Here is a 13,178-nt window from a genome sequence, read left to right on the forward strand (position 1 = left end):
ATATGGATATCAAAAGCGCGCTGAGCCGTATCGTTGGCCAGCTGGATCTTTCGACCGAAGAAATGCGCGATGTGATGCGCCAGATCATGACAGGCCAGTGCAGCGAGGCGCAGATCGGCGCCTTCCTGATGGGCATGCGCATGAAAAGCGAGAGCATCGACGAGATCGTGGGCGCGGTATCGGTGATGCGCGAGCTGGCCGACAAGGTCGAACTGCAGAGCCTGGAGGGTGTGGTGGATATCGTCGGTACCGGCGGTGACGGTGCCAACATCTTCAACGTTTCCACCGCTTCGTCGTTCGTGCTGGCGGCGGCGGGCTGCCCAGTGGCCAAGCATGGCAACCGCGCGGTGTCGGGCAAGAGCGGCAGTGCCGACTTGCTGGAAGCTGCCGGTATCTATCTGAACCTGACACCAACGCAGGTGGGCCGCTGCATCGACAGCCTGGGGATCGGCTTCATGTTCGCGCAAAGCCATCACTCGGCAATGAAGCACGCCGCTGGCCCGCGCCGCGAGCTGGGTATGCGTACCCTGTTCAACATGCTCGGCCCGCTTACGAATCCGGCCGGTGTGAAACACCAGGTGGTCGGCGTGTTCGCTCAGGCCCTGTGCCGGCCGTTGGCCGAGGTGCTGCAGCGCCTGGGCAGCAAGCATGTGCTGGTGGTGCACTCGAAGGATGGCCTGGATGAGTTCAGCCTGGCTGCCCCCACCTTTGTGGCCGAGCTGAAGAACGACCAGATCACCGAATACTGGGTCGAGCCGGAAGACCTCGGGATGAAAAGCCAGAGCCTGCATGGCCTGGCCGTTGAGAGCCCGCAGGCGTCACTGGAACTGATCCGTGATGCACTGGGCCGCCGCAAGACTGAAAACGGCCAGAAAGCTGCCGAGATGATCGTGCTCAATGCCGGTGCGGCGCTGTACGCCGCTGACCATGCCATGAGCCTGAAAGCCGGGGTGGAACTGGCCCATGACGTACTGCACACCGGCCTGGCCTGGGAAAAGCTGCAGGAATTGGGTGCATTTACTGCAGTATTCAAGGTGGAGAACGAAGCATGAGCGTGCCGACGGTGCTGGAAAAGATCATTGCCCGCAAGTTCCAGGAAGTGGCCGAGCGCAGCGCGCGGGTCAGCCTTCACGAACTGGAGGGCCTGGCCAAGGCCGCTGACGCTCCCCGGGGCTTTGCCAATGCCCTGATCGAGCAGGCCAAGCGCAAGCAGCCTGCGGTGATTGCCGAAATCAAGAAGGCCTCGCCCAGCAAGGGCGTGATCCGTGAAGACTTCAGGCCGGCGGAAATCGCTGTCAGCTATGAGAAGGGCGGTGCTACCTGCCTGTCGGTGCTGACCGATGTGGACTACTTCCTGGGTGCCGATGAGTACTTGCAGCAGGCTCGTGCGGCAGTTTCCCTGCCCGTGATCCGCAAGGATTTCATGATCGACCCCTACCAGATCGTCGAGGCGCGGGCCTTGGGTGCGGACTGCGTGCTGCTGATCGTGTCGGCGCTGGATGACGTGAAGTTGGCCGAACTGGCCGCCACCGCCAAGGACGTCGGCCTCGATGTACTGGTAGAAGTGCACGATGGCGATGAGCTGGAGCGTGCGCTGAAAACCCTGGATACACCGCTGGTGGGCGTGAACAACCGCAACCTGCACACCTTTGAAGTCAGCCTGGAAACCACCCTCGACCTGCTGCCGCGCATACCGCGTGATCGCCTGGCAGTTACCGAGAGCGGTATCTTGAACCGGGCCGATGTCGAGCTGATGGCGATCAACGACGTTTATTCGTTCCTGGTGGGTGAGGCATTCATGCGCGCCGAACAACCTGGGCTGGAGCTGCAGCGGCTGTTCTTCCCGGACCAGGTGAAGAAAACTGTTCAGCAACTGGATTGATTGCAATGAAGCCGGCGTGATTGCCGGCTTTTTTACAGGCCCGGCAAGAGGCCCTTGAAAACAACAACCAAGGTGGAGCAATGAGCGATCAACCCCTGGCCCTGACCGTCGAGCAGGGCTTGCACGCCGAGCAGGACCTGCTGGCCGCCGTTTGCCGCGGCGAACGCGAGAGTGGTGTGCTGTTCTGGCGCCCCACTGACCATGCCTTGGTCATGCCCCGGCGCATGAGCCGGTTGGCCAATTTCGAAACAGCCTGCGCAGAGCTGGCGATCGCCGGCTGGCCGGTACTGTTGCGTGAAACCGGTGGTGAGCCGGTACCGCAGTCGCATGCCACCGTGAACGTGGCGCTGGTCTATGCCGCGCCGCGCAGCGAAGGCGACCATGGCCGCATTGAAACCGCTTATGAGCGCCTGTGCCTGCCACTGTGCGATGTGTTGCGCGAGTGGGGCGGGGTAGCGTCGGTAGGGGAAATCGACGGCGCCTTTTGCGATGGCCGCTACAACGTCAACCTCAATGGCCGTAAGCTGGTCGGTACCGCCCAGCGCTGGCGCCAGGGCCTGGGCGGTAAACGCCCGGTGGTACTGGTGCACGGCGCGTTGTTGCTGGACAACGAACGTGAGGCGATGGTGGCGGCGGTCAACCGTTTCAACGAGTGCTGCGAGCTTGAGCAGCGTTGCCGCGCCGACGCACACATTGCCTTGCACGAAGTGGCGCCCGCAGTGCCCTGGTTCCAGCGCCTCTCGCAAGCTTACGCCAAGGTCTTGGCCGACCTGCCCAGGGATTAGCGGGTACCGTAGACCACCATGGTCTTGCCTTTGACATGGACCAGGCTGCGCTCTTCGAGGTCTTTGAGCACGCGGCCGACCATTTCCCGCGAGCAACCGACGATGCGGCCGATTTCCTGGCGGGTGATCTTGATCTGCATGCCATCCGGATGGGTCATGGCGTCGGGCTGCTTGCACAGCTCCAGCAGGCAGCGGGCGACGCGGCCGGTTACGTCGAAGAACGCCAGGTCGCCGACCTTGCGTGTGGTGTTACGAAGGCGTTGGGCCATCTGGCTGCCCAGGGCGTAGAGAATTTCCGGGTCCTGGCGCGCCACTTCGCGAAATTTCTCGTAACTGATCTCGGCCACTTCGCATTCCGTCTTCGCCCGTACCCAGGCGCTGCGCTGCTGCTCACCGTCAACGGGCTCGAACAGCCCCAGCTCGCCAAAGAAATCGCCCGGGTTGAGGTAGGCGATGATCATTTCATGACCGTCATCGTCTTCGATGATGATGGTGACCGACCCCTTGATGATGAACGACAGTGTTTCGGCCCGGTCGCCAGCGCAGATAATGTTGCTTTTTGCGGTGAAGCGGCGGCGCTGGCAGTGCACCAGCAACTTATCGATGTTCTTGATCTTTGCGGGTAGGGCAGAGGCAACCATCACGAAGTCCTGTTCGATACGAGGCTTGGGTATTTTTGTAAATCGACGGCGGCAGGCGCCAGTCATTTGGCGCCAGCTTATCAGACACTACAAGATGTTTCGGTACTAAACCGAGTCCTCTCGTACTTTTCCCACAGCCACACAAGGTCTAAGCTGACACCCTTTTCCGAATATCAGGAGTCCAGGTAGATGAAGGCACGTATCCAGTGGGCCGGTGAGGCAATGTTTCTCGGCGAATCGGGCAGCGGCCATGTCGTCGTGATGGATGGCCCGCCCGAGGCCGGCGGCCGCAACCTGGGTGTGCGCCCTATGGAGATGCTGCTGTTGGGGTTGGGTGGCTGCAGCAGCTTTGACGTGGTCAGCATTCTGAAGAAGTCGCGCCAGGCGGTGGAGAGCTGCGAGGCGTTTCTGGAAGCCGAGCGCGCCAGTGAAGACCCGAAAGTGTTCACCAAGATCCACATGAACTTCGTCGTTAAGGGGCGCGGGCTGAAAGAAGCGCAGGTCAAGCGCGCGGTAGAGCTGTCGGCAGAGAAGTACTGCTCTGCGTCGATCATGCTCGAGCGTGCCGGGGTCGAGATTACCCACGGGTACGAGATTGTAGAGTTGGGTTGAAGCCGGGTTTTTTGGGGCCGCCAAGCGGCCCCGATACCATCAGCTGCGCAGTGCCGGTAATGCAGAGCGAAGCCATGCCGGCAAGCCGCTGCGCATTGCGCGGCTCAACCGCTCCCGGCGCTTCTGGTAGACCAGCCCCAGCCAGATGACCCCCAGCCCGATCAGCGTCACCACGACCGGGAACAGCAGCGATTGCGCGAATACCTCATACGCCAGGTAGCCCAGGTAGGCCGCAACCCCCAGCGCGCCGAACACCATGAACACCGGCCGGCGCAGCAGCACTGCCATGCCCATCAGCGCAATGTTTATCAGGCAGTACAGCGCCTTGCCCGGCTCGCTGCCGCTGTCCAGTAGCGTCAGCCCGCCCCAGAATGCCGCCAACCCTGCCAGGTACCCCCAGCGGGCATAGTCCTCGTGTGTACGGCCGTCCACCAGCAGGAACACCACCAGCATTCCCAGGCCGAACCACAGCGAAACCTCACGGCGCTGCTCCCAGCTGAACGGCGAGCCGAAGAACCACTCAGTCAGGTCCATCGACATGAACCATAGGGCCACGGCGATCGGCATGACGATGAACGGGTAGGGGATCAACCGGAGCATCAGCAAACCGGCCACTACCGTGGCCGCCTCCATCGCCAGCCAGCCGCCTTGCACGTAGGTGTAGTAGTGGTGGTAGTTGGCCTGGGTGTCATCCATTGGCCACCAACCCGCCAAGCGTTCGATGGCGAACACTGCCAGTGGCACGATACTGACCGCGACGGCGGCCAGTACCCCGGCGGCTACGGGTTGCGCATGCCGCTGCAAGTTGAGGGCAAACAAGGTGATCAGCCCGATGTACAGGCTGGCGATGACCAGCAGTGCGGCGTCGCCGATGCTCATCCAGGCCTCGGTGAGCAACCAGCCCATGGCGGCCATGATCAGCATGGCGCCGAAGTAGAAGGCGACATGGGCCAGCTGAAAGGTACCGCGTGCTGGCGGTTGCTGGCGCAGGAACGCCAGCAGGGCCTGGTCCTGGCCAGGCTGGAGAACGCCGGCTTGCACGGCTCGCGCCAGGTCCTTGGCGTCGATTCGGTCCGTCATGGGGCAGCCTTCAGATGCGGTAGGTGCTCTTGGTCATGACCTTGGCCAGCAAGCTCATACCGAAGCGCACAGGAGCAGGGAAACGGTAGCCACCGGCTTCCAGGGCGGACTCGGCGTGCTGCTCTTCGTCGACGCGCATCTGCTCGAGAATGGCGCGGGACTTTTCGTCTTCTTGCGGCAACTGCTCAAGGTGTTCGTCCAGGTGCTTGCATACCTGGTGCTCGGTGGCGGCGACGAAACCCAGGCTGACCTTGTCGCTGACCAGCCCGGCCAGTGCGCCAATGCCGAAGGACATGCCATAAAACAGGGGGTTGAGCACGCTTGGGTGGCTGTTCAACTGGCGAATGCGTTGCTCGCACCACGCCAGGTGGTCGATTTCTTCCTCGGCGGCATGCTCCATGGCCTTGCGCACTTCGGGCAGCTTCGCCGTCAGGGCCTGACCCTGGTACAGCGCCTGGGCGCAGACTTCACCGGTATGGTTGATGCGCATCAGGCCGGCAATGTGGCGGGTCTGCTGTTCGTCCAGGTTGGCGTCTGGCTGGATGATGGCCGGTGACGGCCGGGCGGGTTGGCCGCTGAAGGGCAGCAAGGTGCGCATGGCGGTATCGGCCTGCAGCAACAAGCGGTCGAGCGGCGAGTAGTGACGTTCGGTAGCCATCGGGCACCTCCGCAAGAATGTGCCCGACAGTTTACCGCAATAGCGGCGGGGTCGCTTGCCGTGGATCAGCCCGGCGGCCAGTTCATCTGGCGCTGGCCGAGCACGTGCATATGGATATGGTAGACGGTCTGGCCGCCTTTGGGGTTGCAGTTCATTACCACGCGGAAGCCTTCCTCGCAGCCTTGTTCGACTGCCAGGCGCTGGGCAGTGAACAGGATGTGGCCTGCCAGGGCCTTGTCCTCTTCTGTGAGGTGATTGAGGGTAGGAATGTGCTTTTTCGGGATGACCAGGAAATGCACCGGCGCCGCGGGAGCAATGTCCTTGAACGCCAGGACCTGGTCGTCTTCGTAGATGATATCCGCCGGAATTTCCCGGTTGATGATTTTGAGGAATAGATCGTCCACAGCACTGCTCCATGGTGAAGGTCGGGCCGAGTGTACTCAGCCAAGCGCCAATCGCCCAGTGGCTATTCCATGCCGGCCGGGCAATAGCGGCGGTGAATGGCGCCGGCCAGTTTGCGTACCAGCCAGCGTGGCAGCAGACGGGGGGCGAAGGCCAGCCAGCGGTTGCGCCGCCCTGGCATGATCAGGGCGCGGTTCTTGTCCAGCGCCCGCACCGTGTACAGGGCCACTTCCTCGGGGCTCAGGCAGCGTGGCTTGCCATCCAGGCGGGGGATGCGCCGCCGTGCAGAGCATACCGGGCCGGGGCACAGTACCGAGACTTTGATGCCGGCGCGCTTGAGCTCCTCGCGCAGTGCCTGGGAAAAGCTCAGCACGTAAGCTTTGCTGGCGGCATAGGCCGCCATCCACGGCCCAGGTGCGACCCCGGCCAGGCCTGCAACGTTGAGGATCTGCCCGCCACCCTGCACGGCCATCAGGTTGCCGATTGCATGGCATAGCCGGCTCATGGCCAGCACGTTGACCTCGAGCAGGTCTTGCTCGTCAGCCCACTCATGGGCCAGGAACGGGCCGTAGGTGCGCAAACCGGCGCAGTTGACCAGCAGGTCGATGCGCCGCTCGCCTTCTTCCAGCTCCAGCACGAAACCTGACAGGCGCAGCGGCTGGCTGAGGTCGCAGGCGCGGAACAGTACCTCTACGCCAAAGCGTTGGGTCAGCTCGAGGGCGACCGGTTCCAGCGTTTCGCGCTGGCGTGCCACCAGGATCAGGTTGCGTCCACGCCGTGCCAGCGCTTCCGCCAGGGCCAGGCCCAGGCCGCTGGAAGCACCAGTGATCATGGCGTAACGGGACATGCAAGGCTCCTGGGGGCGGAAGAGGGCGCCTAGTGTACAGCTTGCCCGTGCCAGGTGCTGCGTTTTGCTACAAGGCCCGGGGGCCAATGGCCTGGCAGCGGGGCAGGGCTTGCTGATAGTTGAGGTGGCTATGTCAGAACGGCTTGACCACCACCAGAATCACGATGCCCAGCAGGATGAGCACGGGCACTTCGTTGAACCAGCGATAGTAGACGTGGCTGCGTGTGTTGGTGCCGCTGGCGAAGCGTTTGCGCTGGGCGCCACACACGTGATGGTAGCCGGTGAGCAGGATTACCAGGGTCAGCTTGGCATGCAGCCAGCCCTGGCTCAGCCAGCCGGGGTTGAGGTAGAGCATCCAGGCGCCAAACACATAGGTGGCGACCATTGCCGGGTTCATGATGCCGCGGTAGAGCTTGCGCTCCATGGTCACGAAGCGTTCCTGGCTGATGCTGTCCTGGCTCTGGGCGTGGTACACGAACAGCCGCGGCAGATAGAACAGGCCGGCGAACCAGCAGACTACGCTGACGATATGCAGCGCTTTGATCCATAGGTAAAGCATGGAGGGTGTTCCTTCAGGTAATCACGGTCGTCAGATAGTAGTGGTCGGGCGCCGGAAGGGACACCCGAAGAGTTGTTACAGGCGCCTCGCGCCCCTATTATCGTGCGCTTTCCAGACGGCTCGTTGATAAGGGGCAAGCGTTATGATCAAGGTCGGTATTGTTGGCGGCACCGGTTACACCGGCGTCGAACTGTTGCGTCTGCTGGCACAGCATCCACAGGCCGAAGTGGCGGTCATCACTTCGCGCTCGGAGGCGGGCGTGGCGGTGGCAGACATGTACCCGAACCTGCGCGGCCACTATGACGGGCTGGCGTTCAGCGTACCCGACAGCAAGGCCCTGGCTGCTTGCGACGTCGTGTTCTTCGCCACACCGCATGGCGTTGCCCACGCACTGGCCGGCGAATTGCTGGCGGCGGGTACCAAGGTGATCGACCTGTCGGCTGACTTCCGTCTGCAGGATGCCACCGAGTGGGGCAAGTGGTACGGTCAGCCGCATGGCGCGCCTGAACTGCTCAAGGATGCCGTGTATGGCCTGCCGGAAGTGAACCGCGAGAAGATTCGCCAGGCGCGCCTGATTGCCGTGCCGGGTTGCTACCCGACCGCCACCCAGCTCGGTTTCCTGCCGCTACTGGAAGCGGGCCTGGCCGACCCCGCGCGGCTGATCGCCGACTGCAAGTCGGGTGTCAGCGGCGCCGGGCGTGGTGCGGCAGTGGGTTCGTTGTTTTGCGAAGCCGGTGAAAGCATGAAGGCCTATGCCGTCAAGGGGCATCGCCACCTGCCGGAAATCAGCCAGGGCCTGCGCCAGGCGGCCGGCAAGGACATCGGCCTGACGTTCGTGCCGCACCTGACACCGATGATCCGTGGTATCCACGCCACCCTGTACGCGAACGTGGCCGATACTTCGGTCGACCTGCAGGCGCTGTTCGAGAAACGCTACGCCGATGAGCCGTTCGTCGACGTGATGCCGGCCGGTAGCCACCCGGAAACCCGCAGCGTGCGCGGTGCCAACGTTTGCCGCATTGCCGTTCATCGCCCGCAGGGCGGGGACCTGGTAGTGGTGCTGTCGGTGATCGACAACCTGGTGAAGGGGGCTTCGGGGCAGGCAGTGCAGAACCTCAACATCCTGTTTGGCCTGGATGAGCGCATGGGCCTGTCCCACGCAGGCCTGCTGCCGTGACAGACGCCGCGAGCAACACCCCTGCGGGTGGAGCTTGCGGCGTGTAGGTTGTCGCTTGCGGCTTACGTATTGTTGACCAATTTTCTCGGGAAAGCGGATAATGCGCGTCATCGAGAGTTATATGGCGGCTACCGCGCCGGGAGAATCAACATGAGCGTCGAAACCTTCACCCCTACCGGCCTGGAATTCACCCATGGCGCAGCCCAGAAGGTGAAGAACCTGGTCAATGAGGAAGGCAATGAACGTCTGAAACTGCGGGTGTTCGTGACCGGTGGCGGTTGCTCGGGCTTTCAGTACGGCTTCACCTTCGACGAAGACGTGGCTGAAGACGACACCATCGTCGAGCGCGAAGGCGTTTCCTTGGTGGTCGACCCGATGAGCTTCCAGTACCTGGCCGGTGCCGAAGTGGACTACCAGGAAGGCCTGGAAGGTTCGCGCTTTGTGATCAAGAACCCGAATGCGACCACCACCTGCGGTTGCGGGTCGTCGTTCTCGATCTGAGTTCGAGCCGATACGAAAACGCCGCGCAACTGCGCGGCGTTTTGCTTTCTGACCTGGGTGTCATGCCGGGTAGATTGCACCGAGTACGCGCAGGCCCCTGGCGGCAGTGACGCTGGGGCGGTTGGCGGCGATGCCCTCCAGGCAGCAATGGGCCAGCCAGGCAAAGGCCATGGCTTCGACCCAGTCAGGGTCTACGCCATGGGCGCTGGTGCTTGTAACACGTGCAGTGGGCAGTAGTTGGCCGAGGCGGGCCATCAGCGCGCCGTTGCGGGCGCCTCCGCCGCAGACCAACAGTGCTTGCGTGCCTTGTTGCGCGTTTTCCAGTGAGTCGATGATACTGCGTGCGGTCAGCTCCAGCAGTGTTGCCTGCACGTCCTCGTCGCGGTAGGCGGGCAGCCCGGCGAGGTGGCGGTCGAGCCAAGGCAGGTTGAACACCTCGCGCCCGGTACTCTTGGGGCCGCTGCCCGCGAAGAACGGGTCGCTCATCAATGCGTGCAGCAAATCGGCCTGCACCACGCCGGTGGCAGCCCAGGCACCGTCGGCATCGTAGGCCTGGCCGCGTTTGCGTTCGACCCAGGCATCCAGCAATACATTGCCTGGACCACAATCAAAGCCACGCACTGGCGCATCCCGCTCAATCAGGCTGAGGTTGCTGAAACCGCCCACATTGAGAATCGCTACCCGTTGGCCCAGGTGGCTGAACAGGGTTTCGTGGAAGGCCGGGACAAGTGGTGCGCCTTGCCCGCCGGCGGCCACATCGCGGCGGCGGAAGTCGGCTACCACGCTGATACCAGTAAGCTCGGCGAGCAGCGCGGGGTTACCGATCTGTACGGTGAAGCCGCGGGCGGGTTCGTGACGGACCGTCTGACCATGGCTACCAATGGCGCGTATGGCGTCAGCCTGCAGGCCCTGCTGAGCGAGCAGCTGGCGTATACCCTCGGCCGCAAGGGTGGCCCAGTGATTTTCCGCCAATGCTGCCCGGGCGATTTCGTCAGGGCCGCTGCTGCACAGGGCAAGCAAGTCCTGGCGCAGGCTGGCGGGCATTGGCAGGTAGAGCGTGGCGAGCAGTTCAAGCTGCTCGCCTTGTTCGACCAAGGCGATGTCCAGGCCATCCAGGCTGGTGCCGGACATCACCCCCAAGTAAAGCGCCATGGCTTAGCGCTTGTTCGCGGCGAGCAGGGTGGCCTTTTCCTGATCCATGCGGGCGATCAGTGGCTGGCTCTGCTGCAAGAAGCGTTGACGCTCGTTCTTGGCGATCGGGTCGGCCATTGGCACCTTCTGGCTCAGGGGGTCGACATGCACGCCGTTGACCTGGAACTCATAGTGAAGATGAGGCCCGGTGGAAAGGCCGGTGGTGCCGATGTAACCGATGATCTGGCCCTGCTTGACGGTGCTACCGGTCTTGATGCCTTTGGCAAAGCCCTGCATGTGGCCATACAGCGTCTTGTAGCGGTTACCGTGCTGGATGATCACGGTGTTGCCGTAGCCGCCGCGGCGCCCGGCCAGTTCGATGCGGCCGTCGCCTGCTGCCTTGATAGGCGTGCCGCGTGGGGCTGCGTAGTCAACGCCCTTGTGCGCGCGAATCTTGTTCAGGATCGGGTGCTTGCGGCCGGCGGAGAAGCGCGAACTGATACGAGCGAAGTCCACCGGGGTGCGGATGAAGGCTTTGCGCAGGCTGTTGCCGTCGGCAGTGTAGTAGGTAGTGTTGCCCTGCTTGTTGGTGTAGCGCACGGCAGTGTAGGTTTTGCCACGGTTGGTGAAGCGCGCCGAAAGGATATTGCCCGTGCCGACGACCTTGCCATCCATCACCTTCTGCTCGTAGACCACGTCGAACTCGTCGCCTGGGCGAATATCCTGGGCGAAGTCGATGTCGTAGCCCAGCACGCGCGCCATGTCCATGGTCATGCTGTGGGAAAGGCCGGCACGCTGGGCAGATGCTGACAGCGAGCTTTTGATTACCCCGTGGGCATAGGCAGTACGCACCACCGGCTTGCTGATTTCACGGTTGAAGGTAAAGCCTTTGGCGCTTTTGCTCAGGCTGATGGTTTCCAGGTTGCTGACCTTGCTGTGCAGGCTGGCCAGTTGGCCATCCTTGTCGAGTTCGAACTGCAGGACCTGGCCGTGCTTGAGTTGGGTGAACTGCTTGGCCTGCTTGTTGCTGGCCAGCAGGTCGTGCACGGCATTGGCTGGCAGGCCGACCTTGGCGAAGAGCGTGGACAGGGTATCGCCGCGCGCTACGGTAACTTCGCGGTGGCCTGGTTGCTTGGCGGCTTCGGCAACCTGTTTGGCGTCTTGCGTTGGCTGCTCGGCTTTCTGGGTTTCGGGTGTGGCTGCTTCTATCTGGGCGAAAGGTGAGCCTTGCTCACCCTGTGCCTGCACCATGGGGGCAGCGCGGGCTTCGTCCTTCAATTGTTCGGCAGGGCTTTCCAGCTCGAGGTTGAGGGTGGTTTTCTTGGCTTCCACTTCGCTGGACGGAAATACCAGCAAAGCCAGGCTGAGCAGGGCGGCAATGCCGCTGGCGGCCAACAGGTGGCTCTTCGGATAAAGCGGTGGCGCTTTAGGCGGTTCGTTGGTCATGGGTAAGGTGACTTTGAAAAAGGTGAAATGGAATAGATGAATGACATGATGAAGATGAAATAACTGTATAAAATATAACCAAATCCACTTTCACGCAAGGGCGCGTAGACGTCGCAAGCCTGTGCCCGGGTCACATTCCTTTGCAAAACTTGTATTTGACGGCCGATCTTGTATGGTTGGCTCCCCCTGAATCTGAGCCTTGCGGGTTTGTCTATGAAGTCGGTTGAAGAGCAGCTGGCGCTTATCAAGCGCGGTGCGGAAGAAGTACTGGTCGAGTCGGAACTGGTTGAGAAGCTCAAGCGCGGCCAGCCTCTGCGCATCAAGGCCGGCTTCGACCCGACCGCCCCGGACCTGCACCTGGGGCACACGGTGCTGATCAACAAGCTGCGTCAGTTCCAGGAGCTGGGCCATCAGGTCATCTTCCTGATCGGCGACTTCACCGGCATGATCGGCGACCCAAGCGGCAAGAGCGCAACGCGTCCGCCGCTGACTCGTGAGCAGGTGCTGGACAATGCCGAGACCTACAAGCAGCAGGTGTTCAAGATTCTTGATCCGGCCAAGACCGAAGTCGCCTTCAACTCCACCTGGATGGACAAGCTGACCCCGGCCGACTTCATTCGCCTGGCCTCGCAGTACACTGTGGCGCGCATGCTCGAGCGCGATGACTTCGACAAGCGCTACACCACCAACCAGCCGATTGCCATTCACGAGTTTCTCTACCCGTTGGTGCAGGGCTACGATTCGGTCGCGCTGAAGGCAGACGTCGAGCTGGGTGGTACCGATCAGAAGTTCAACCTGCTGATGGGGCGTGAGCTGCAGCGGGCCTATGGCCAGGAAGCGCAGAACATCGTGACCATGCCGTTGCTCGAAGGGCTGGACGGTGTGAAGAAAATGTCCAAGTCGCTGGGCAACTATGTCGGTATCCAGGAAGCGCCGGGGGTGATGTACAGCAAGCTGGTGTCGATCCCGGATACGCTCATGTGGCGTTACTTCGAGCTGCTGAGCTTCCGCTCCATGGAAGAGATCGAGCAGTTCCGCGCCGATGTGGCCAATGGCGCCAACCCACGAGACATCAAGATCAAGCTGGCGGAAGAGATTGTCGCGCGTTTCCATGGTGAGGAGGCTGCCGCCAATGCGCACCGTGCTGCGGGCAACCGTATGAAAGAAGGCGAGCTGCCTGAAGACCTGCCGGAGGTAGAGGTGGTTTCGGCGGAAGACCTGCCTATCGCTGCGGTTCTGAACCGTGCTGGCCTGGTGAAGAACTCGGCGCAGGCGCGTGACTTGCTGAGTGCTGGTGCAGTGAAAGTGGATGGTGTGGTGGTCGACAAGGATTTCCTGTTTGTTCTGGGTGCTACGCATGTGTGCCAGGCGGGTAAGAAGTCCTTCGGGCGGGTTACGCTGAAGGCTGAGTGATTGCCTGGCGGTGTACCTATATAGAAGCGGGGAGGCCGAAAGGC

At 62.2% G+C, this 13,178-nt stretch carries 15 protein-coding genes; 7 read left to right on the top strand and 8 right to left on the bottom strand.

The features are described 5' to 3' along the window. Positions 1-2 precede the first annotated feature (2 nt). The 3 genes from trpD to K4A76_RS02040 all read left to right on the top strand — a co-directional run bounded on the left by trpD (position 3) and on the right by K4A76_RS02040 (position 2,667). Complete coding sequence (gene trpD, locus K4A76_RS02030; protein WP_029887380.1) at positions 3-1,052, top strand: anthranilate phosphoribosyltransferase; 1,050 nt, start codon at positions 3-5, stop codon at positions 1,050-1,052. Beyond that, positions 1,049-1,882: an indole-3-glycerol phosphate synthase TrpC gene (trpC, locus tag K4A76_RS02035; RefSeq protein WP_274411450.1), complete on the top strand. Its 834-nt coding sequence runs from the start codon at positions 1,049-1,051 to the stop codon at positions 1,880-1,882. The genes trpD and trpC overlap by 4 nt, the downstream gene beginning before the upstream one ends. Positions 1,883-1,962: 80 nt before the next feature. Beyond that, on the top strand, positions 1,963-2,667 hold the full coding sequence (locus K4A76_RS02040; protein ID WP_054911826.1) for a lipoate--protein ligase family protein: 705 nt from the start codon (positions 1,963-1,965) through the stop codon (positions 2,665-2,667). Here the strand turns inward: K4A76_RS02040 and crp are convergent. Then, positions 2,664-3,308 carry a cAMP-activated global transcriptional regulator CRP gene (gene crp, locus K4A76_RS02045; RefSeq protein ID WP_173887427.1) on the bottom strand — a complete coding sequence of 215 codons (645 nt, stop codon included), beginning with the start codon at positions 3,306-3,308 and terminating at the stop codon, positions 2,664-2,666. The two genes, K4A76_RS02040 and crp, sit on opposite strands and share 4 nt — an antisense overlap. Before the next feature lie 189 nt (positions 3,309-3,497). On the opposite strand from crp, the gene K4A76_RS02050 reads away from it, so the two are divergent. After that, entirely contained in the window at positions 3,498-3,920 is a 423-nt protein-coding gene (locus tag K4A76_RS02050) for an OsmC family protein (RefSeq protein ID WP_004376171.1), read from the top strand. A gap of 39 nt (positions 3,921-3,959) precedes the next feature. Here the strand turns inward: K4A76_RS02050 and K4A76_RS02055 are convergent, their stop codons facing one another. From K4A76_RS02055 to hemJ, 5 genes are all read right to left on the bottom strand, one after another. Then, positions 3,960-5,000, bottom strand: coding sequence for a DUF2157 domain-containing protein (locus tag K4A76_RS02055; RefSeq protein WP_274411451.1), 1,041 nt, complete (start codon positions 4,998-5,000; stop codon positions 3,960-3,962). Positions 5,001-5,010: 10 nt separating this feature from the next. Then, positions 5,011-5,658: a 2-polyprenyl-3-methyl-6-methoxy-1,4-benzoquinone monooxygenase gene (gene coq7 / locus K4A76_RS02060; protein ID WP_029887376.1), complete on the bottom strand. Its 648-nt coding sequence runs from the start codon at positions 5,656-5,658 to the stop codon at positions 5,011-5,013. 65 nt (positions 5,659-5,723) lie between these two features. Next, positions 5,724-6,062 carry a histidine triad nucleotide-binding protein gene (locus K4A76_RS02065; RefSeq protein ID WP_054906028.1) on the bottom strand — a complete coding sequence of 113 codons (339 nt, stop codon included), beginning with the start codon at positions 6,060-6,062 and terminating at the stop codon, positions 5,724-5,726. A gap of 62 nt (positions 6,063-6,124) precedes the next feature. After that, a complete protein-coding gene (locus K4A76_RS02070; RefSeq protein ID WP_054911822.1) occupies positions 6,125-6,907 on the bottom strand; it encodes an SDR family NAD(P)-dependent oxidoreductase in 783 nt (260 codons plus the stop codon). Positions 6,908-7,040: 133 nt separating this feature from the next. After that, positions 7,041-7,466, bottom strand: coding sequence for a protoporphyrinogen oxidase HemJ (gene hemJ / locus K4A76_RS02075; RefSeq protein WP_009681263.1), 426 nt, complete (start codon positions 7,464-7,466; stop codon positions 7,041-7,043). A gap of 142 nt (positions 7,467-7,608) precedes the next feature. On the opposite strand from hemJ, the gene argC reads away from it, so the two are divergent. Continuing rightward, positions 7,609-8,643: an N-acetyl-gamma-glutamyl-phosphate reductase gene (gene argC, locus K4A76_RS02080; RefSeq protein WP_009681264.1), complete on the top strand. Its 1,035-nt coding sequence runs from the start codon at positions 7,609-7,611 to the stop codon at positions 8,641-8,643. Positions 8,644-8,793: 150 nt separating this feature from the next. Beyond that, complete coding sequence (gene erpA, locus K4A76_RS02085; protein WP_173887432.1) at positions 8,794-9,144, top strand: iron-sulfur cluster insertion protein ErpA; 351 nt, start codon at positions 8,794-8,796, stop codon at positions 9,142-9,144. Between the two features lie 60 nt (positions 9,145-9,204). On the opposite strand, the gene K4A76_RS02090 is transcribed toward erpA, so the two are convergent. Both K4A76_RS02090 and K4A76_RS02095 read right to left on the bottom strand, forming a co-directional pair. Beyond that, positions 9,205-10,296: an anhydro-N-acetylmuramic acid kinase gene (locus tag K4A76_RS02090; protein WP_274411452.1), complete on the bottom strand. Its 1,092-nt coding sequence runs from the start codon at positions 10,294-10,296 to the stop codon at positions 9,205-9,207. A 3-nt stretch (positions 10,297-10,299) separates the two neighbouring features. Next, a complete protein-coding gene (locus K4A76_RS02095; protein WP_009681266.1) occupies positions 10,300-11,721 on the bottom strand; it encodes a peptidoglycan DD-metalloendopeptidase family protein in 1,422 nt (473 codons plus the stop codon). Between the two features lie 213 nt (positions 11,722-11,934). Between K4A76_RS02095 and tyrS the strand changes: the two genes are divergently transcribed. Next, positions 11,935-13,134, top strand: a complete 1,200-nt coding sequence (tyrS, locus tag K4A76_RS02100) for a tyrosine--tRNA ligase (RefSeq protein ID WP_236186215.1) — start codon at positions 11,935-11,937, stop codon at positions 13,132-13,134. Positions 13,135-13,178 lie beyond the last annotated feature (44 nt).

Source organism: Pseudomonas sp. NEEL19 (assembly GCF_028751975.1).
GTDB lineage: Bacteria > Pseudomonadota > Gammaproteobacteria > Pseudomonadales > Pseudomonadaceae > Aquipseudomonas > Aquipseudomonas juntendi.